Genomic DNA, 18690 nt, shown 5'->3' with positions numbered 1-18690 from the left:
GCAGGATGTCGCCCGTGAACCGCATCGACGCTCGCACCGACACCGGCCGGACGACGGGAGCCCGCCTCACCGCGGACGCCGTCCAGCGCGGTGAGGTCATCGTGATGCCCACCGACACGGTCTACGGCGTGGGCGCCGACGCCTTCGACCCGCAGGCGGTGGCCGCCGTGCTCGCCGCCAAGGGTCGCGGCCGCGACGTCCCGCCACCCGTGCTCGTGCCGAGCGTGCGCACCCTCGACGGCCTGGCCATGGACGTCAGCCCGGCGGCGCGCGAGCTCGTCGCAGCCTTCTGGCCCGGGCCGCTCACGATCGTCTGCCGCGCCGCGCCCACGCTCGACTGGGACCTCGGTGACACGGGCGGCACGGTGGCGCTGCGCATGCCCCTGCACCGCGTGGCGCTCGCCGTGCTCGAGCTCACCGGCCCGATGGCGGTCACGAGCGCCAACAAGCACGGCCAGCCCCCGGCCACCACGGTCGACGACGCGATCGCCCAGCTCGGTGACGCCGTCAGCGTCTACCTCGACGGCGGCCCGAGCCCGTCGTCCACCGCCTCGACGATCGTCGACGTGACCGGCGCCGTGCCGCGCGTGCTGCGCGCTGGACCCATCCCGCTCGAGCGACTGCGGGCCGTGGCCGCCGACGTCGAGGGTCTGGCTGAGGCAATAGAGTGACGGGCGTCCTCGCCAGCCAGCTCACCACACCGGAGTGACGACCATGAGCGACACCTTCTGGGGTCCGGACTTCGACGCCCTGCAGCAGCAGGACCCCGAGATCGCGGAGGTGGTGCTCGGTGAGCTCAACCGCTTGCGCAGTGGCCTGCAGCTCATCGCGAGCGAGAACTTCACCTCGCCGGCGGTGCTGGCGGCGCTCGGCTCGACGCTGAGCAACAAGTACGCCGAGGGCTATCCGGGGCGCCGCTACTACGGCGGCTGCGCCGAGGTCGACAAGGCCGAGCAGCTCGGCATCGAGCGGGCCAAGGAGCTGTTCGGCGCCGAGCACGCCAACCTGCAGCCGCACTCGGGAGCGAGCGCCAACATCGCCGCGTACGGCGCGTTCTGCGCCCCGGGCGACACCGTGCTCGCGATGAGCCTGCCGCACGGCGGCCACCTCACGCACGGCACCAAGGTGTCGTTCAGCGGCAAGTGGTTCAACGCCGTCCACTACGGCGTCAACCCGAAGACCGAGGACATCGACTACGACCAGGTCCGCGACCTCGCCCGCGAGCACCGCCCGAAGATGATCATCTGCGGCGGTTCGGCGATCCCGCGCCTCATCGACTTCAAGGCCTTCCGCGAGGTGGCCGACGAGGTCGGCGCGATCCTCATGGTCGACGCCGCGCACTTCATCGGCCTGGTCGCCGGCAAGGCGATCCCGAGCCCGGTGCCCTACGCCGACGTCGTCACGTTCACGACGCACAAGGTGCTGCGCGGCCCCCGCGGTGGCGCGCTGGTCTGCAAGGCCGAGCACGCGGCCAAGCTCGACAAGGCCGTGTTCCCGATGATGCAGGGCGGCCCGCTCATGCACGCGGTCGCGGCCAAGGCCGTGAACCTCAAGGAGTGCATGACGCCGGAGTACCAGCAGTATGCGCGGCAGGTCATCGCCAACGCCCAGGCCCTTACCCAGGGGCTCGCCGACCACGGCATGCGCCCGGTCACCGGCGGCACCGACACGCACCTGGCGCTGCTCGACCTCGCGAGCACCGGCGTCACCGGCAAGGACGCCGAGGCCCGCTGCGACGCGGCTGGCATCGTGCTGAACAAGAACGCGATCCCCAACGACCCCCAGCCGCCGAGCGTGGCGTCCGGCATCCGCGTCGGCAGCCCGTCGGTCACCACGCAGGGGATGGGTGAGGCCGAGATGACGCGGGTCGCCGCGCTCATCGCGCGGGCCGTCAAGGAGACGGACGGCGACCCCGACCACGCCGTGGCGCGCGAGGTGCGCGCCGAGGTGAGCGAGCTGGTGAGCGCCTTCCCGGCGTACCCGCACGGCTGACGGGCGCGCGTGCGCGAGTACCTGTTCGTCCTGCTGGTGGCCGCAGCGGTCACGTACGTCGCCACGCCCCTGGTGCGCACGGTGGCCGTCCGGCGCGGTGCGATGACGGCGGTGCGTGACCGCGACGTCCACGCGGTGCCCATGCCTCGCCTAGGTGGTCTGGCCATGTTCGCGGGCGTGGCGGTGGCACTGCTCGTGGCCACCCACCTGCCCCGGCTGTCGCAGGTGACCCACGACTCGACCGACCTGCGGGCGGTGCTCATCGGGGCCGTGCTGGTGGTCGCCCTCGGGGTCGTCGACGACATCTGGGGCCTGGAGGCCTGGGCCAAGTTCGCCGGGCAGCTGCTGGCCGCCGGGGTGATGGCCCAGCAAGGCGTGCAGATGCTCTCGCTGCCGATCTTCGGCGTCACCTACCTGCCGACCACGGCCCTCGTGGCGATCACGGTGCTCGTGGTGGTCACCACGATGAACGCGGTGAACTTCGTCGACGGGCTCGACGGCCTGGCGGCCGGCATCACGGGGATCGCCGCCGTCGGCTTCTTCAGCTACGCCTACTCGATCTCGCGCGACTACTCCGCCAACGTGTTCTCGGTCGCGGCGCTCGTGGCGGCCGTGCTCATCGGGTGCTGCGTGGGCTTCCTGCCGTTCAACTTCAACCCGGCCAAGATCTTCATGGGCGACACCGGGGCGATGCTGATCGGGTTGCTGCTGTCGGCGGCCACGATCTCGCTCACGGGCAACATCGATCCTCAGGGCGTGACCTCGGGCGACCTGCCGCGGCAGCTGGTCTACCTGTTCCCGGTGCTCATGCCGGTGGCCGTGCTCGTCGTGCCCCTGCTCGACCTCGTGCTCGCCATCGTGCGGCGTACGCGGGCCGGCCGGTCTCCGTGGCAGCCGGACGCTCAGCACCTGCACCACCAGATGCTGTCCCTCGGCCACAGCCACGCCGGTGCGGTGATCGTGCTCTACCTGTGGGCCGCGCTCGTGGGGCTCGGCACCGCTGCGCTCGCGTTGCTCCCACTGCGCTGGGCCGTGGTGGTGATCGTGGCCCTCGCGCTCCTGGCGGTCACCACGACCGTCGCTGCCCCGGTAGCGCGGCGTGCACGCAGAGACGACAGCCGCCGGCACTGACGTTTTCTTTGCACGAAAAAGCATCTTTGTCTGTTTTGTGAGTTACCCCTACGGTGACCCTGACTGGCGCGGGTGGCGCGGTACACGGCGCCGGCCGTCATCACTTTCGACCTCCAGAGATGGGGCCGGTCCGGTGAGGTCTGGCTCGCCCTTCGGGGCTCTCGGGAGGAAAGATGAAGCGATTCGTTGTGGGCGCGGTCCTGGCAGTGCTCGCGCTCGTCGGTGCGACGAGCCCGGCCTATGCCCAGTCATCCTGGTCCAGCTGCTGCATCAGCGGGGTTCAGGCCAGCGGGACGTACTCGACGTCCGGTGGCGTCACCGTCATGTCGGGCCGCGTGTACGACACGGGTGGCGACGGCAAGTACGTCTTCTTGTACGTGCGCTTCTCGACGGAGTGCTGTGCGCACAAGATCGACAACAACAACGGCGTCAACACCAGCGTCGGGTTCACCTTGACCACGACGTCCCCGCACGCCGAGATCAACGAGTGCAAGAAGTCGACGTTCACCGTGGCCACCTGCGGTGGGTGGAAGCGGATCTTCTAGCGCTGTCGGCCGGTAGGGCGGGCTGACTGCTTGTGATAGCATTCACAAGCAGTCCAGCCCGCCCGAAGACCACCCCCGAGCCGCCGAGAGGCAGGCCCCCGTGATGGCCGAGGACGTCCGTCCGCACTCCGAGAGCGCCGCGCGCACGCGCGAGCAGTTCACGACGATGCTGCGCGGCTCGCTCGTTGCGACGCTCGTGGTGGGTGTCATCGCCGTCACCCTCGCCGCCGGCCTCGGGGGAGCGCGGACCGCCACCTCGGCCGCGTTGGGCGCGGGTCTGGTCGTCGTCTTCTTCTCGCTCAGTCTGCTCGTGATGCGCCAGACGGCGCACCTGCAGCCCACCGCGGTCATGGCCGTCGTGCTGGCCACCTACACCGGCAAGATCCTCGCCCTGGGTATCGCGATGATCGTCCTGCAGAGCGCCTCCTGGCTGTCGGGCCAGGCGCTCGCGCTGTCGATCATCGGCTGCACGGTCGTGTGGCTGGCCTTCGAGATGCGCGCCTTCACACGCATGCGCGTGCTCGTGGCACCCCAGGCCGAAAACCCCGACGGCGAGTCCGGCGGGGGCGGGGGTGGGTCATGACCGGGTACCCTGGATGCCGACATGAGCTCCACGAAGCCGCCGGACGGCGAGCGTCCGGGCGCCGAGGCCAATCGCGCCTGGCGGTCCTTCTCGTACCTGCTCGCCGGGCCGCTGGTGTACGGCGGCCTCGGCTGGCTGCTCGACCGCTGGCTGGGCACCTCGTTCCTGCTCCCAGTGGGTCTGGTCGCCGGGATGGGGCTGTCGCTGTACCTGATCTGGTTCCGGTACGGTACGCACTGACCCCGGCCGCCCGTCGAGGCGCCGCCGCGCGCCCACCCGCCGGGTCCCGCTGCTTCCCCTGCACCTCGCACACCCGCACTCCGAACACCCTGCCTGCTGAGGAGATCCTGTGAGCACGCTGGCCGCTCTTGCCGCCGAGGGCTCGACGTACGAGACCCCGGGCGTCAAGGACTTCTGGCAGCCGCTGATCGGCGACGGCGCCTTCGCGGTCACCCGCGCGTCCATCGTCATCCTGCTGTCGGTCGCGATCATCGCCTGGCTGCTGCTCGCCGGCACCAAGAAGCTCACCGTGGTGCCGAGCCGCAAGCAGGCCGCCACCGAGGTCACCTACGGGATGATCCGCAACGGGCTGGGCCGCGACGTCATTGGCAGCCACGACTTCCTGCGGTTCATGCCGCTGCTGTTCACCCTCTTCACGCTGATCCTGCTCAACAACCTGTTCAGCGTCGTCCCGGTGATCCAGTTCCCGACGATGAGCCGGATCGCCTTCCCGGCGGTGCTCGCGATCGTCGTCTTCGTGGTCTACCACTGGATCGGCATCGAGAAGCGCGGTTTCGTCGGCTACTTCAAGTCCCTCGTGCCCTCGGGACTGCCGGCCGGGCTCATCCCGCCGATCTTCCTGCTCGAGCTGATCACCGACATGTTCACCCGGCCGGTCACGCTCGCGCTGCGACTGTTCGGCAACATGTTCGCCGGCCACCTGCTCCTCGTGCTGTTCATCGGCGGCGGCGAGTACATGCTCACCCACGGTTCGTTCGGCCTCAAGATCGCCGGCGGCAGCTCGCTGATCCTGGGCTTCGTGATGACCGTGTTCGAGATCCTCGTGCAGTTCCTGCAGGCCTACATCTTCACGCTGCTGGCCGCCATCTACATCGCCGGCGCCCTCGCCGACGAGCACTGACCGTCCGACCCAACCGATTCACTCACCCGCGGGCAACCGGCTCCGGGGAAACCGCAAAGGAATGAAATGAACCTGACCGGCGACATCGCCATCCTCGGCTACGGCCTCTCCGCCATCGGCCCCGGCATCGGTGTCGGCCTGGTGTTCGCCGCCTACATCAACGGCGTCGCGCGTCAGCCCGAGGCCCGCGGCATGCTCCAGCCGATCGCCTTCCTGGGCTTCGCCCTCGCCGAGGCGCTGGCCATCTTCGGCCTCGCGCTGGCGTTCGTCTTCAAGGGCTGACCCCGCTCCCTGACCACCGCAACACCAGGAGATCCCCGTGCACCTCGCAACGATCCTCGCGGCCGAGGGTGACCAGGGCGGCTGGGCGAACGCCTACCCGATCATCCCGCACCCCGGTGAGCTGATCTTCGGCATCATCGCCTTCGCCATCCTGTACTGGATCGTGGCCAAGAAGGTCGTGCCTCGGCTGGAGACGATGTACGCCGAGCGCGCGGCGGCCATCGAGGGCCAGATCGAGGAGGCCGACAAGGCCAACGCCGAGGCGGCCGAGCTGCTTGAGCAGTACCGCGCCCAGCTGGCCGACTCGCGCGCCGAGGCCTCGAAGATCCGCGAGGACGCGCGCGCCGAGGGCGCGCAGATCATCGCCGAGCTGCGCGAGAAGGCCCAGGCCGACGCCGAGCGCATCGTCGCCTCGGCCCACGCCCAGATCGCGGCCGAGCGTCAGCAGGCCGTGATCGCGCTGCGCGCCGAGGTCGGCACGCTCGCGACCCAGCTCGCGTCCAAGGTCGTGGGGGAGTCGCTCGAGGACGAGGCGCGCCAGCGGCGCACCGTCGAGCGCTTCCTCGCCGACCTCGAGGCCGGCAACGTCGAGCGGGTAGCCGTCGCGGCGGAGCCTGCCGGGCAGGACTCCTGATGCAGGGCAGCAGCCGTGAGTCGCTGGCCGCGGCCCAGGAGCGACTGAGCTCGCTCCTGGGCGCGGCCGGCACCGACGGTGCGGCCATCGGGGCGGCGCTGTTCGGGGTGATCGACGTGCTCGACGCGAACCCGTCGCTGCGCCGCGCGCTCACCGACCCGTCGAACGACGCGGACGCCAAGGTCACCCTCGTGCAGCGTCTGCTGACCGGCAAGGCCTCGGCCGACGTCATCGAGCTCGTCAGCGAGCTCGTCCGGTCGCGGTGGTCGCGCGGCCGCGACCTCGCCGACGCCGCCGACGACCTCGCTGCCGAGTCCGTGCTGGCCAGCGCGGAGAAGGCCGGCCGCGCCGACCGCGTCGAGGACGAGCTGTTCCGGTTCGAGCGGCTCGTCGACGCCGACCCGGCGCTGGCTCGGGCGCTGGCCGACCGGGCCGCGCCGACGCAGAGCAAGGCCGACCTGGTCGAGCGCCTGCTGGCCGACAAGGCGGCGCCCGAGACGTTGACGCTCGTGCGCCGGGCGGTGCTGGCCGGTCGCGGTCTGCACCTGGCGAACGGGCTCGAGCGCTACATCAGCCTGGCCGCCGAGCGGCGCGAGCAGCTCGTCGCCCACGTCAAGGTCGCCCTGCCGCTCGAGGCCGACCAGCGCGACCGCCTCGCGGCGGCGCTGAAGGACCTCTACGGCAAGGCCGTGCAGCTGAACGTCGACGTCGACCCCGACGTCCTCGGCGGCATCCGGATCGAGATCGGCGACGAGGTGCTCGACGGCACCGTGTCGCGCCGCCTCGACGACGTCCGCCGGCGCCTGGCGGGCTGATACCCCCCGTCGGCCACCGGCACACCGCACCACCCCAGAACCATTGACAGCCAGCACCACGAGACAGAACAGAAGGCAGGCACCACGATGACGGAGCTCACGATCCGCCCGGATGAGATCCGGGCCGCCCTGGACAGCTTCGTGCAGTCCTACGAGCCCGGCGCGGCCGCGCGCGAGGAGGTCGGGCGCGTCAGCGAGGCGGGGGACGGCATCGCCCGCGTCGAGGGTCTGCCCTCGGTGATGGCCAACGAGCTGCTCCGCTTCGAGGACGGCACGCTCGGCCTGGCCCTGAACCTCGACGTGCGCGACATCGGCGTCGTCGTCCTCGGTGAGTTCTCGGGCATCGAGGAGGGCCAGGAGGTCCAGCGCACCGGCGACATCCTGTCGGTGCCGGTGGGCGACGCATTCCTCGGCCGCGTGGTCGACCCGCTCGGCAAGCCGATCGATGGCCTCGGCGAGATCGAGACCACCGAGACCCGCGCGCTCGAGCTGCAGGCCCCGACCGTGGTGCAGCGCAAGTCGGTGCACGAGCCGCTGCAGACCGGCATCAAGGCCATCGACTCGATGACCCCGATCGGCCGCGGTCAGCGCCAGCTGATCATCGGCGACCGCCAGACCGGCAAGACCGCGGTGGCGATCGACACGATCATCAACCAGAAGGAGTTCTGGGAGACCGGCGACCCGACCAAGCAGGTTCGCTGCATCTACGTCGCCATCGGCCAGAAGGGCTCGACCATCGCGGGCGTCCGCGGTGCGCTCGAGGAGGCCGGGGCGATGGAGTACACCACCATCGTCGCGGCCCCGGCGTCCGACCCGGCCGGCTTCAAGTACCTCGCGCCCTACACCGGCTCGGCCATCGGCCAGCACTGGATGTACGAGGGCAAGCACGTCCTCATCGTGTTCGACGACCTGAGCAAGCAGGCCGAGGCCTACCGCGCCGTGTCGCTGCTGCTGCGTCGCCCGCCGGGCCGCGAGGCCTACCCCGGCGACGTCTTCTACCTGCACTCGCGGCTGCTCGAGCGCTGCGCGAAGCTCTCGGACGACATGGGCGCGGGCTCGATGACCGGTCTGCCGATCATCGAGACCAAGGCCAACGACGTGTCGGCGTACATCCCGACCAACGTCATCTCGATCACCGACGGCCAGATCTTCCTCGAGTCCGACCTGTTCAACGCCAACCAGCGCCCGGCGGTCAACGTCGGTGTGTCGGTGTCCCGCGTGGGTGGCTCGGCGCAGATCAAGGCGATGCGCTCGGTGTCGGGTCGTCTGAAGATCGACCTGGCGCAGTTCCGTGCGCTCGAGGCCTTCGCGCTGTTCGCGTCCGACCTGGACGCCGCGTCGCGCCAGCAGCTGTCGCGTGGCCAGCGCCTCATGGAGCTGCTCAAGCAGGGCCAGTACTCGCCGTACCCGGTGGAGGAGCAGGTCGTCTCGGTGTGGCTCGGCACGACCGGCCAGCTCGACGACATCGCCGTCGGCGACGTCCGGCAGTTCGAGCGCGAGTTCCTCGACCACCTGCGTCGCAGCAGCAAGGTGCTGGGCACCATCAAGGAGACCGGCAAGTTCGAGGACGACACCGCGGCGGCCCTGCAGCACGAGGTCGACGAGTTCAAGAAGACCTTCCGCACCGAGGACCGCAACCCGGTCGAGGCCGGCCACGAGGAGTCGGCCGCGCTCGACGAGGGTGACGTGGAGCAGGAGCAGATCGTCCGGCAGAAGCGCGGCTGAGCCGAGGCCTCCTCGAGCACCTCGCACCAGTCCAGCGCTGACCAGGAAGGACGGCAGGCACCATGGGAGCCCAGCAGCGGGTCTACCGCCAGCGGATCAACTCCACCACGTCGCTGAAGAAGATCTTCAGCGCGATGGAGCTCATCGCGACCTCGCGCATCGCCAAGGCGCGCTCCGCGGTCGAGGCGTCGACCCCGTACGCCCGGGCCATCACCCGCGCGGTCTCGGCGGTGGCGACGTGGTCGAACACCGAGCACCCGCTCATCACCGAGAAGGAGACCGTTCGCCGCGCCGCGGTGCTGCTCATCACGAGCGACCGTGGCATGGCCGGCGCCTACTCCGCGAACGTGCTCAAGGAGGGCGAGCGCCTCGGCGAGCTGCTGCGCGAGCGCGGGGTCGAGCCGGTGCCGTACGTCGTGGGGCGCAAGGGCTCGGCGTACTTCCGGTTCCGCCGGCGCGAGACGGCTCAGGAGTGGACCGGCTTCAGCGAGTCGCCGCAGTACGACAACGCGCGCGAGATCGGCGACACCGTCGTCGACGCCTTCGTGCGCGGCTCGGACGACGGTGGGGTCGACGAGATCCACGTGGTCTTCACGCGGTTCGTCAACATGGTCACCCAGACCCCCGACGTCATCCGGCTGCTGCCGCTGGAGGTCGTCGAGGGCGAGGCGGCACCGGCGGCCGACGACGTGCTGCCGCTGTACGAGTTCGAGCCGAACGCCGAGGCGGTCTTCGACGCCTTGCTGCCGCGCTACATCGGCAGCCGGATCTACAACTGCCTGCTGCAGGCCTCGGCCAGCGAGCAGGCCGCCCGCCAGCGGGCCATGAAGTCGGCCTCGGACAACGCGTCCGACCTCATCCGTCTGTACACCCGGCTGGCCAACCAGGCCCGCCAGGCCGAGATCACCCAGGAGATCAGCGAGATCGTCGGCGGCGCCGACGCACTGGCCTCCGCCGGAGTCGAGAACTGAGAGTGAGAGAGATGACCGCCACTGCCACCGAGAACGCCGCGACCGCCGGCACCGCAGGTGTCGGCCGGATCGCCCGGGTGATCGGCCCCGTCTGCGACATCGAGTTCCCCGCGGACGCGATGCCCGAGATCTACAACGCGCTCGAGGTCGACTACGAGCTCACGGGCGAGCAGCGCACCCTGACGCTCGAGGTCGCCCAGCACATCGGCGACAACATGATCCGCGCCATCGCGATGAAGCCGACCGACGGCCTCGTGCGCGGCATGCCCGTGCGCGACACCGGCGCGGGCATCTCCGTGCCCGTCGGCGACGTCACCAAGGGGCACGTCTTCAACGTGACCGGCGACTGCCTCAACCTCGAGCCGGGCGAGAAGCTCGAGGTCACCGAGCGCTGGCCGATCCACCGCAAGGCTCCGGCGTTCGACCAGCTCGAGTCCAAGACCGAGATGTTCCAGACCGGCATCAAGGTCATCGACCTGCTCACCCCGTACGTGCTCGGCGGCAAGATCGGCCTGTTCGGTGGCGCCGGCGTCGGCAAGACGGTGCTGATCCAGGAGATGATCGCCCGCGTGGCGCGCGACCACAACGGCGTGTCGGTGTTCGCCGGCGTCGGCGAGCGCACCCGCGAGGGCAACGACCTGATCCAGGAGATGACCGAGTCCGAGGTCATCGGCCAGACCGCGCTGGTCTTCGGCCAGATGGACGAGCCGCCGGGCACGCGTCTTCGCGTGGCGCTGTCGGCGCTGACCATGGCGGAGTACTTCCGCGACGTCCAGAACCAGGACGTGCTGCTGTTCATCGACAACATCTTCCGGTTCACCCAGGCCGGGTCCGAGGTCTCCACGCTGCTCGGCCGCATGCCGTCGGCCGTGGGCTACCAGCCCACGCTGGCTGACGAGATGGGCGTGCTGCAGGAGCGCATCACCTCGACGCGGGGCCACTCGATCACCTCGATGCAGGCGATCTACGTGCCGGCCGACGACTACACCGACCCGGCCCCGGCGACGACGTTCGCGCACCTGGACGCCACCACCGAGCTCTCGCGTGACATCGCCTCGCTGGGTATCTACCCGGCCGTCGACCCGCTGACCTCGACCTCGCGCATCCTCGACCCGCGCTACATCTCGCAGGCGCACTACGACACCGCGGTGCGGGTCAAGCAGATCCTCCAGCGCAACAAGGAGCTGCAGGACATCATCGCGATCCTCGGCATCGACGAGCTGTCGGAGGAGGACAAGACGCTGGTGCAGCGCGCGCGTCGCATCCAGCGCTTCCTGTCGCAGAACACCTACGTCGCCAAGCAGTTCACCGGCATCGAGGGCTCGACCGTCCCGCTCGACGAGACGATCGACGCCTTCACCCGCATCGCGGACGGCGAGTTCGACCACATCGCCGAGCAGGCGTTCTTCATGTGCGGTGGGCTCGAGGACGTCGAGCGCAACTGGGCGGAGATCCAGAAGAACCTCTGATCCTGCGTGGAACCAGCCGTTGGCTGGGTTCCGCTCCGCGAAGGCCGGCACCTCTCCGGTTCGCTGTCGCAAGCTCCTTGACGCGAACCTGCGAGGTACCGGCCTTCGCTGTTCGTCGCGCCTCTCCCTCGCCCCGTACGACACCGGTGATCATGCACGCCAGACCACAGCCGGCGGCAAGCGGCCCCCGACGGACAATCCAGCACTAGTGTCGACTGATGCCGGACGCCGTCGACCTCATCGCTCACCGGAACAGCAGGCCCGCGAAGCGCATGGGCGCGGGCGCGCTGATTCGCGACAGGCATGGTCAGGTGCTCATTGTCGAGCCGACCTACCAGGACCACTGGGAGGTTCCGGGCGGTGTGGTGGAGGCGGACGAATCGCCCCGAGCGGCTTGTGCTCGCGAGCTGTCAGAGGAACTCAGCGCGGACCTGTCGCTTGGCAGGCTTCTGGTCATCGAGTGGCAAGGGCCGGAGCCCGACCGCACGGAGTCGATGATGTTCCTCTACGACGGCGGTGTCCTCGACGGTGCTCGCATCCTGCTCGCGAGGGAGGAGCTGCGGTCATTCGCGTTCGTGGCGCCAGAGGACCTGGGAGACCACCTCGTAGAGCGGCTCGCCAGGCGGATGCGCGCCGGGTTGCTCGCGCTGGCCGAGGACCGGTTGGTCGAGATGGAACACGGTGTCGTCCTGGCGAGCGACGCCGTTCAGGGACGCCAGGAGTAGATGCCGGTAGGCACTCATCGCGTCCAGCGCGCGAACGGTCGATAGGGTCGGCGGGTGGCTGAGACGGCGCAGGAGTTGTACGAGCGGGTGACGGCGGCGACGGACGACGCGTGGCGGGCGCAGGCCCTGCAGGCGCTGCAGTCCTGGGGAACGTTCCCCTTCGAGACCGACGGGCTGCGGATCGCTGCGCTGGAGCCACCGTCGCCGGAGACCGCGCGCAGCGGCGAGGGCGATCGTCCCTGCGGAGCGTGCCAGCGGGTGTCCGCGGACGAGCCCGACGACGCCGAGGTGTGGCGCGACGAGCACTGGCGGCTGATCGCGCTTCCTGCGAGCGGAGCGCCGCTGGTGCTCATGCTGCAGCCGCTCGCGCACCACGACCTCGCCGACCTGCCCGACGCGCTGGCAGGCGAGCTGGGGGTGCTGCAGGTGCACCTGGCCCGCGCCGTGGAGGCGCTCCCGAACATCGCGCGCTGCCACGTGCTGCGGTTCGGCGACGGGGGAGCGCACCTGCACGTCTTCTTCTTCGCCCGGCTCGCCGACGTCCCGCAGCTGCGCGGGTCGTTCCTGCTGGTCTGGGACGACCTGCTGCCACCGACGCCGGCGGAGCACGTGCGCGCGGACGCCGAGGCCGTGGCGCGGGCCCTGGCCGCGTCGTACGGCGGCACCGCCCGCTGAGCGCTGGTGGGCGACCTGCGTCCACATCGCCTGCGCCCAGCCGGTATCGTTGACTCATCCCCTCGAACGGAAGGACCCTCGTGGCGCTCACCGTTGAACTCGTCGCCGCCGACCGCAAGGTCTGGAGCGGCGACGCCACGCGCGTCGTGGCTCGCACCACGGACGGCGAGATCGGCATCCTGCCCGGCCACGCGCCGCTGCTCGGAGTGCTGGTCGAGGGTGAGGTCCGGATCTCCGGCGAGGGCGAGCAGGTGACGGCGCGCGTCGACGGCGGGTTCCTGTCCGTCGACCACGACCGCGTCACGATCGTGGCGGAGCGCGCCGAAGTCGGCGCCGGCAGCTCGAACTGAGCGGTCGGCAGTCATGGGCGGCCTCCTCATCCCGTTGGAGGCCGTCGCTGCCCTGCTGGCGCTGCTCGTCCTGGCGATCGCCGGGGTCGTCGTCCGGCGCCGCTGGCTGAGCCGGCAGTTCGGCACGTTCGACTGCTCGTTGCGCACCACGACCGGCGCGCACGGCAAGGGGTGGCGCCTGGGTGTGGCCCGCTACGAGGCCGACCGGATCGAGTGGTTCCGCGTGTTCAGCGCGTCGATGCGCCCCCGGCACGTGCTGCAGCGCAGTGACCTGGCGGTCCAGGAGCGCCGGGTGCCCGCCGGCGCCGAGGCGTTCTCGGTGATGTCGGGCTTCCTCATCGTGCGCTGTCGCCGGCCGCAGGGCCCGCTCGAGCTCGCCATGAGCGAGCAGTCCTACACCGGCTTCGCCTCGTGGCTGGAGTCGGCCCCGCCGGGGCAGAACGTCTCCGTCGCCTAGCGCGAGGTCAGCTCGGCGCCTGCTCGCGCCCGCCGCCGGGCTGCCACAGGACGTCGCCGCCGCGCTCGAGGTTCGCGTGCCGCGCCAGGATGAACAGCAGGTCCGACAGCCGGTTGAGGTACTGCGCGGTGAGCGGGTTGACGCCGCCGTCCTCACCGGTGCCGTAGGCCTCGATCGCGTGCCAGGTCGACCGCTCGGCCCGCCGGGCGACGGTGCGCGCGACGTGCAGGTAGGCGCTGGCGGTGCTCCCACCGGCCAGGATGAACGACCGCAGCGTCGGCAGCGGCTCGCCGTAGGTGTCGCACGCGGCCTCGAGCTCGGCCACCCACTCGGCCTTCACCCGCAGCGGTGGGTGCTGGTAGCTCGGCGCCAGTGGCGTGCACAGGTCGGCGCCGACGTCGAACAGGTCGTTCTGCACGCGCTGCAGGAGCGCGGCGACGTCGTCGGCGAGCTCGCCGACGGTCAGCGCGACGCCGATGGCGCTGCCGGTCTCGTCGCAGTCGGCGTAGGCCTGCAACCGGACGTCGGTCTTGGGCACGCGGCTGAAGTCGCCGAGCGCCGTCGTCCCGTCGTCGCCGGTGCGGGTGTAGATCCGAGAGAGCACGACCATGCCGCTCACACTAGCCTGGCCGATCGTGGAGAGGTTCAGGGTGCACGGTGGTGGTCCGCTGACCGGTGAGGTGACGGTCGTGGGCGCCAAGAACAGCGCGCTCAAGCTCATGGCGGCGGCGCTGCTGGCGGTGGGACGCACCACGCTGCGCCGGGTGCCCGACATCCTGGACGTCGCGATCATGGCCGAGCTGCTGCGCCGGCTGGGTTGCACGGTCGACCACGACGTCGCGGCCGGGGTGGTGCAGATCGACGTGCCCGAGCGGCCCGACCACCGAGCCGACTACGAGCTCGTGCGGGCCATGCGCGCGTCGATCAGCGTGCTGGGCCCGCTCACGGCCCGCTGCGGCATCGCTGACGTCGCGGTGCCCGGCGGCGACGCCATCGGCTCACGGGGCCTCGACATGCACGCCGACGGCCTGACCCGGCTGGGGGCCACGGTGCACGTCGACCACGGTTACCTGGTGGCCGAGGCTCCCGACGGCCTCGTCGGCGCACCGGTGTCGTTGGACTTCCCGTCCGTCGGAGCCACCGAGAACATCCTGATGGCCGCGGTGCTCGCCCGCGGCACCACGGTGATCGAGAACGCCGCGCGCGAGCCCGAGGTGGCCGACCTGGCCCGCATGCTCGTGGCGATGGGCGCCGAGATCGAGGGCGTCGGCAGCTCGAGCCTGATCATCACCGGCGTCGACCGGCTGTCGCCGGTCGACCACGAGGTGGTCGGCGACCGCATCGCCGCCGGGACGTGGATGTTCGCCGCCGCCGTCACCCGAGGGGACGTCGTGGTGCGGGGCTTCGACCCCCGGCACCTGGAGTTCGTCATCGACAAGCTCGTCGGTGCGGGCGTGGTCGTCGACCGGCGTCCGGACGGCGTACGGGTGACCTGCCCGCGCCGCCCCCGCTCCTTCGACGTCATGACCCTGCCGTTCCCCGGGTTCCCCACCGACCTGCAACCCTTCGCGCTCGTGTTCGACGCGCTGGCGGAGGGCTCGGCGATGGTGACGGAGAACCTGTTCGAGGCGCGCTTCCACACGGCGTCCGAGCTCGCCCGGCTCGGCGCCGACGTCCGGGTCGATGGCCACCACGCGCTGCTGCGGGGCCGTGAGCGGCTGTCGGCGGCGCCGGTGGTCGGCAGCGACATCCGGGCCGCCGCCGCCCTGGTGATCGCGGGACTGGCCGCCGACGGCGTGACGACCGTCGAGGGGGTCGGCCACGTCGACCGGGGCTACCCGAGCTTCGACGCGACGTTGCGCTCGCTCGGCGCCGACGTCCGGCGCGAGCGGGTCGAGGAGGTGCCCTTCGCACCCGCGACCTGAGGAGCGACCTGAGGAGCGGGTCGCGAGGGGTCAGCGGGGCCCGCGCAGCAGGGCCCGGGCGGTCTTGGCCTCGTCCGGGAAGACCAGCACGCGGGGGCCCTGGGTGGTCGGGGCGAGCGTCGCGCGGATGCCCTGGCCCACCAGGCGGGCACGGATCAGCTCGGCCTCGGCGAAGGAGGCTGGCGCAGCGACGGGGACGAGCAGGCCGTAGTCGTCGGGGTCGCCGACCTTGGGCCGCGGTGCCACCAGGGACGTGCCGCGGCGGAAGGTCCAGCGCAGCAACAGGGCGAGCAGGCCCACCACGGCGAACGCGACCACGAGGCCGTAGGTGGCGGAGTAGCTGCCCAGCGCTGGCACGAGGACAGTGTGCGACCACCGTCGGCAGGCCGCCAGGGGAACCCCTACCCGGTGGCGCGTTCGGCTGGTGGCTACAGTCCTGCCCATGTCAGCGCAGCAGAAGATCACCGTCGTCGGAGCCGGACTCATGGGGTCGGGCATCGCCCAGGTCAGCGCCCAGGCCGGCCACCAGGTGGTGCTGCGCGACGTCACCGAGGACGCGCTCTCGCGTGGCCGCTCGGGCATCGAGGCGTCGTACGCGCGCTTCGTCGCCAAGGGCAAGCTCACGCAGGACGACGCCGACGCGGCCCTGGCCCGGATCACGACCACCACGGACCTGGACGCCGCCGCTGACAGCGACATCGTCGTCGAGGCGATCTTCGAGGACGTCCAGGTCAAGACCGCGCTGTTCGCCGACCTCGACCGCATCTGCCGCGAGGGCGCGATCCTGGCCACGAACACGTCCGCCATCCCGATCACCCAGATCGCCGCGGCCACCCAGCGCCCGGAGTCGGTGGTGGGGACGCACTTCTTCTCGCCCGTGCCGATGATGCAGCTGTGCGAGCTCGTGCGCGGCTACAAGACGAGCGACGAGACGCTGGCTGCCGCCCGCTCGTTCGCCGAGTCGGTCGGCAAGACCTGCGTGGTCGTCAACCGCGACGTCGCGGGGTTCGTGACGACCCGCCTCATCGCCGCGCTCGTCGTCGAGGCCGTCAAGCTCGTCGAGAACGGTGTCGCCACCGCCGAGGACGTCGACACCGCCTGCCGCCTCGGCTTCGGCCACGCCATGGGGCCGCTCGCGACGGCCGACCTCACCGGCGTCGACATCCTGCGCAACGCCACCCGCAACATCTACACCGAGACGCAGGACGAGAAGTTCAACCCGCCCGAGACGCTGAACCGCATGGTCACGGCGGGCGAGATCGGTCGCAAGTCCGGGCGCGGCTTCTACCAGTACTGAGCCGGTGCGTTCTGCCCCTGCCCCTGCCCCTGCCCCTGAGCCCTGACACCTGAGCGGGGCGAGGCTGCGCGCCGCCGGTTCGCAGGCCGCATGATGGTGCGGTGCACGTCGCCGTCTCCCTCGTCGTCCTGGCGATCGTCGTCCTGGTGGTGGCCGGCGTGGCCCGGCGCCTCGGCGCGTCGCCCCCGCTCCTGCTGGTGGCCGCAGGGGTCGGCGGCGCGTACCTGCCGTTCGTGCCGGACGTCCGGCTCGACCCCGAGCTGATCCTCGTCGGCGTGCTGCCGCCGCTGCTGTACGCCGCCGCGATCCGCACCTCGCTCGTCGACTTCCGGGCGAACCGCTCCTCGATCGCGCTGCTGTCGGTCGGCGCCACCCTCTTCACCACGGCCTGCGTGGCGCTGGTGGCGCTCTGGGTGGTGCCCGCGCCGTTCTCGGTGGCGGCGGCGTTCGCTCTGGGCGCTGTGGTGGCCCCACCGGACGCGGTCGCCGCGACGGCTGTCGCGCGACGCATCGGCCTGCCCCGGCGGGTGGTGTCGATCCTGCAGGGCGAGAGCCTGGTCAACGACGGGACGGCGCTGGTCGCCCTCAACACGGCGCGCGCCGCGCTGGTCAGCACGGTCGCGGTCTGGCAGGTGGGTTGGGACTTCCTGCGCGGCGCGGCGGGCGGCGTGCTCGCGGGCCTGGTGGTGGCCACCGTGTTCGCCCTCGTGAGACGTCGGGTCGACGACCCGGTGTCCGACACCACCTTGTCGTTCGTGGCCCCCTTCGTGGCCTACATCGCGGCCGAGGAGATCAAGGCGTCCGGCGTCCTGGCCGTGGTCGTGACCGGCCTGGCGCTCAGCCACAAGTCGCACCTGCTGCAGTCGGGTGCGTCCCGGCTCGCCGAGGCCAGCAACTGGCGCACGGTGCAGTTCGTCCTCGAGAACGCCGTGTTCCTGCTCATCGGGCTGCAGGCCCCGTACGTGGTGCGCGAGGCCCGCTCGGACCTCAGCGGCGGCCAGCTGATCTGGGTCGCTGCCGTCGTCCTCGTCGCGGTGATCGTCTCGCGGTTCGCGTGGGTCTTCTTCTCCTACTCGACGCGCCTGCTGGTGCGCCATCCGATGGGGGAGACCTGGACCTGGCGCTCGACGCTCCTGGTGGCCTGGGCCGGCATGCGCGGCGTGGTCACCCTCGCCGCGGTGCTCGCGCTACCGCCGGAGACTCCGCGCCGCGGCGTGCTGGTGTTCGTCGCCTTCGTGGTGGTGGTGGGCACCCTGACGTTGCAGGGGCTGACGCTGCCGGCCCTGGCCCGCGTGCTGGGCGTGCCCGGGCCCGACCCGGCCGAGGACGCCCTGGCCGAGGCCGCCCTGCTCAGCGAGGTGGCCAAGGCGGGGCGGGCCAGGCTGGCCGACGTCGCCGGCGAGGGCGACGAACCCGAGGCGGTGGTCGAGGCCCTGCGCGAGCAGTCGCTCGACCGCGCCGACCGCGCGTGGGAGCGGCTCGGCCGGCCCCATGAGGAGTACGAACCGCCGACGGCGACGTACCTGCGGCTGCGGCTGCAGATGCTCGAGGCCGAGCGCACGGCGCTGATCGCGGCCCGCGACGCCGGCCGTTACGACGACGACGTGCTGCGAGCGGTGACGGCCGTGCTCGACGTCGAGGAGTCGCTGCTCGACCGCACGGAGCTGCGCCACGAGCGGATCGCCGCCGACCTCGCACCGGCTCGCAACGCGCAGGGTTGTGAGCACCTCATGGAGGCGCCGACACTCGTCAAGCCGCGGACGCCGGAGGGCTGCGAGGAGTGCCTGCGCGACGGCACCGAGTGGGTGCACCTGCGGCTGTGCCTTAGCTGCGGCCACGTCGGGTGCTGCGACAGCTCGCCGTACCACCACGCCGACACGCACTTCGAGGAGACGGGTCACCCGGTGATGCGCAGCTTCGAGCCGCACGAGCACTGGCGGTGGTGCTACGTCGACGACCTGCTGGGATGATCC

22 protein-coding genes are annotated in these 18690 nt (G+C 71.1%); 20 read left to right on the top strand and 2 right to left on the bottom strand.

Annotation, left to right across the window (positions count from 1 at the left end; all coding sequences use genetic code 11):
- Nucleotides 1-14: 14 nt before the first annotated feature.
- From ASD06_RS01200 to ASD06_RS01120, 17 genes are all read left to right on the top strand, one after another.
- A complete protein-coding gene (locus ASD06_RS01200) occupies nucleotides 15-671 on the top strand; it encodes an L-threonylcarbamoyladenylate synthase (RefSeq protein ID WP_235502166.1) in 657 nt (218 codons plus the stop codon).
- 43 nt (nucleotides 672-714) lie between these two features.
- Nucleotides 715-1992 (top strand): serine hydroxymethyltransferase, encoded by a 1278-nt coding sequence (gene glyA, locus ASD06_RS01195; protein ID WP_056672109.1) that lies wholly within the window; start codon nucleotides 715-717, stop codon nucleotides 1990-1992.
- Between the two features lie 9 nt (nucleotides 1993-2001).
- Entirely contained in the window at nucleotides 2002-3123 is a 1122-nt protein-coding gene (locus ASD06_RS01190; protein ID WP_056672108.1) for a glycosyltransferase family 4 protein, read from the top strand.
- 173 nt (nucleotides 3124-3296) lie between these two features.
- Entirely contained in the window at nucleotides 3297-3668 is a 372-nt protein-coding gene (locus tag ASD06_RS01185) for a hypothetical protein (protein WP_157371427.1), read from the top strand.
- 103 nt (nucleotides 3669-3771) lie between these two features.
- A complete protein-coding gene (locus ASD06_RS01180; RefSeq protein ID WP_056672106.1) occupies nucleotides 3772-4251 on the top strand; it encodes a hypothetical protein in 480 nt (159 codons plus the stop codon).
- A gap of 21 nt (nucleotides 4252-4272) precedes the next feature.
- Entirely contained in the window at nucleotides 4273-4491 is a 219-nt protein-coding gene (locus tag ASD06_RS01175; protein WP_056672103.1) for an AtpZ/AtpI family protein, read from the top strand.
- A gap of 109 nt (nucleotides 4492-4600) precedes the next feature.
- A complete protein-coding gene (atpB, locus tag ASD06_RS01170) occupies nucleotides 4601-5392 on the top strand; it encodes a F0F1 ATP synthase subunit A (RefSeq protein ID WP_056672100.1) in 792 nt (263 codons plus the stop codon).
- 66 nt (nucleotides 5393-5458) lie between these two features.
- Nucleotides 5459-5674, top strand: a complete 216-nt coding sequence (atpE, locus tag ASD06_RS01165) for an ATP synthase F0 subunit C (RefSeq protein WP_157371426.1) — start codon at nucleotides 5459-5461, stop codon at nucleotides 5672-5674.
- A 37-nt stretch (nucleotides 5675-5711) separates the two neighbouring features.
- A complete protein-coding gene (locus tag ASD06_RS01160) occupies nucleotides 5712-6308 on the top strand; it encodes a F0F1 ATP synthase subunit B (protein WP_056672098.1) in 597 nt (198 codons plus the stop codon).
- Nucleotides 6308-7123, top strand: a complete 816-nt coding sequence (locus ASD06_RS01155; RefSeq protein ID WP_056672095.1) for a F0F1 ATP synthase subunit delta — start codon at nucleotides 6308-6310, stop codon at nucleotides 7121-7123. Before ASD06_RS01160 ends, ASD06_RS01155 begins: the two co-directional genes overlap by 1 nt.
- Before the next feature lie 87 nt (nucleotides 7124-7210).
- Entirely contained in the window at nucleotides 7211-8848 is a 1638-nt protein-coding gene (gene atpA / locus ASD06_RS01150) for a F0F1 ATP synthase subunit alpha (protein ID WP_056672092.1), read from the top strand.
- A 62-nt stretch (nucleotides 8849-8910) separates the two neighbouring features.
- Nucleotides 8911-9819: a F0F1 ATP synthase subunit gamma gene (locus ASD06_RS01145; RefSeq protein WP_056672090.1), complete on the top strand. Its 909-nt coding sequence runs from the start codon at nucleotides 8911-8913 to the stop codon at nucleotides 9817-9819.
- Between the two features lie 11 nt (nucleotides 9820-9830).
- On the top strand, nucleotides 9831-11288 hold the full coding sequence (gene atpD, locus ASD06_RS01140) for a F0F1 ATP synthase subunit beta (protein ID WP_056672087.1): 1458 nt from the start codon (nucleotides 9831-9833) through the stop codon (nucleotides 11286-11288).
- A 218-nt stretch (nucleotides 11289-11506) separates the two neighbouring features.
- Nucleotides 11507-12013, top strand: a complete 507-nt coding sequence (locus ASD06_RS01135) for an NUDIX hydrolase (protein ID WP_304438665.1) — start codon at nucleotides 11507-11509, stop codon at nucleotides 12011-12013.
- 54 nt (nucleotides 12014-12067) lie between these two features.
- Nucleotides 12068-12688 carry a hypothetical protein gene (locus ASD06_RS01130; protein ID WP_200941777.1) on the top strand — a complete coding sequence of 207 codons (621 nt, stop codon included), beginning with the start codon at nucleotides 12068-12070 and terminating at the stop codon, nucleotides 12686-12688.
- Nucleotides 12689-12768: 80 nt separating this feature from the next.
- Nucleotides 12769-13038 (top strand): F0F1 ATP synthase subunit epsilon, encoded by a 270-nt coding sequence (locus ASD06_RS01125; RefSeq protein ID WP_056672084.1) that lies wholly within the window; start codon nucleotides 12769-12771, stop codon nucleotides 13036-13038.
- A 13-nt stretch (nucleotides 13039-13051) separates the two neighbouring features.
- Nucleotides 13052-13495, top strand: a complete 444-nt coding sequence (locus ASD06_RS01120) for a DUF2550 domain-containing protein (RefSeq protein WP_056672082.1) — start codon at nucleotides 13052-13054, stop codon at nucleotides 13493-13495.
- Nucleotides 13496-13502: 7 nt separating this feature from the next.
- Here ASD06_RS01120 and ASD06_RS01115 read toward each other — a convergent pair whose 3' ends face one another.
- Nucleotides 13503-14105: a cob(I)yrinic acid a,c-diamide adenosyltransferase gene (locus ASD06_RS01115; RefSeq protein WP_056672917.1), complete on the bottom strand. Its 603-nt coding sequence runs from the start codon at nucleotides 14103-14105 to the stop codon at nucleotides 13503-13505.
- Nucleotides 14106-14130: 25 nt separating this feature from the next.
- Between ASD06_RS01115 and murA the strand changes: the two genes are divergently transcribed.
- The gene (gene murA, locus ASD06_RS01110) at nucleotides 14131-15420 is read left to right on the top strand and encodes a UDP-N-acetylglucosamine 1-carboxyvinyltransferase (protein ID WP_056672914.1); all 1290 of its coding nucleotides are present in this window, start codon (nucleotides 14131-14133) and stop codon (nucleotides 15418-15420) included.
- A gap of 30 nt (nucleotides 15421-15450) precedes the next feature.
- Here murA and ASD06_RS01105 read toward each other — a convergent pair whose 3' ends face one another.
- Nucleotides 15451-15777, bottom strand: a complete 327-nt coding sequence (locus ASD06_RS01105) for a hypothetical protein (RefSeq protein WP_235502165.1) — start codon at nucleotides 15775-15777, stop codon at nucleotides 15451-15453.
- Between the two features lie 85 nt (nucleotides 15778-15862).
- Between ASD06_RS01105 and ASD06_RS01100 the strand changes: the two genes are divergently transcribed.
- A complete protein-coding gene (locus tag ASD06_RS01100) occupies nucleotides 15863-16717 on the top strand; it encodes a 3-hydroxyacyl-CoA dehydrogenase family protein (RefSeq protein WP_056672079.1) in 855 nt (284 codons plus the stop codon).
- 101 nt (nucleotides 16718-16818) lie between these two features.
- On the top strand, nucleotides 16819-18687 hold the full coding sequence (locus ASD06_RS01095; RefSeq protein WP_056672078.1) for a Na+/H+ antiporter: 1869 nt from the start codon (nucleotides 16819-16821) through the stop codon (nucleotides 18685-18687).
- The last annotated feature ends 3 nt before the right edge of the window (nucleotides 18688-18690 follow it).

It is taken from the genome of Angustibacter sp. Root456, from assembly GCF_001426435.1.
In the GTDB taxonomy this organism is placed as follows: Bacteria; Actinomycetota; Actinomycetes; order Actinomycetales; family Angustibacteraceae; genus Angustibacter.
Note: the sequence above shows the minus strand (reverse complement) of the source record. Positions and strands in the feature narration are given on the sequence as shown.

What these genes read in the sequence shown, in the direction of transcription:
- ASD06_RS01175 (WP_056672103.1), top strand. Translation starts at nt 4,273, where the DNA reads ATGAGCTCCACGAAGCCGCCGGACGGCGAGCGTCCGGGCGCCGAGGCC.
- atpA (WP_056672092.1), top strand. Translation starts at nt 7,211, where the DNA reads ATGACGGAGCTCACGATCCGCCCGGATGAGATCCGGGCCGCCCTGGAC.
- ASD06_RS01120 (WP_056672082.1), top strand. Translation starts at nt 13,052, where the DNA reads ATGGGCGGCCTCCTCATCCCGTTGGAGGCCGTCGCTGCCCTGCTGGCG.
- ASD06_RS01135 (WP_304438665.1), top strand. Translation starts at nt 11,507, where the DNA reads ATGCCGGACGCCGTCGACCTCATCGCTCACCGGAACAGCAGGCCCGCG.
- ASD06_RS01185 (WP_157371427.1), top strand. Translation starts at nt 3,297, where the DNA reads ATGAAGCGATTCGTTGTGGGCGCGGTCCTGGCAGTGCTCGCGCTCGTC.
- ASD06_RS01100 (WP_056672079.1), top strand. Translation starts at nt 15,863, where the DNA reads ATGTCAGCGCAGCAGAAGATCACCGTCGTCGGAGCCGGACTCATGGGG.
- ASD06_RS01155 (WP_056672095.1), top strand. Translation starts at nt 6,308, where the DNA reads ATGCAGGGCAGCAGCCGTGAGTCGCTGGCCGCGGCCCAGGAGCGACTG.
- ASD06_RS01180 (WP_056672106.1), top strand. Translation starts at nt 3,772, where the DNA reads ATGGCCGAGGACGTCCGTCCGCACTCCGAGAGCGCCGCGCGCACGCGC.
- atpE (WP_157371426.1), top strand. Translation starts at nt 5,459, where the DNA reads ATGAACCTGACCGGCGACATCGCCATCCTCGGCTACGGCCTCTCCGCC.
- ASD06_RS01115 (WP_056672917.1), bottom strand. Translation starts at nt 14,105, where the DNA reads ATGGTCGTGCTCTCTCGGATCTACACCCGCACCGGCGACGACGGGACG.
- ASD06_RS01145 (WP_056672090.1), top strand. Translation starts at nt 8,911, where the DNA reads ATGGGAGCCCAGCAGCGGGTCTACCGCCAGCGGATCAACTCCACCACG.
- glyA (WP_056672109.1), top strand. Translation starts at nt 715, where the DNA reads ATGAGCGACACCTTCTGGGGTCCGGACTTCGACGCCCTGCAGCAGCAG.
- atpD (WP_056672087.1), top strand. Translation starts at nt 9,831, where the DNA reads ATGACCGCCACTGCCACCGAGAACGCCGCGACCGCCGGCACCGCAGGT.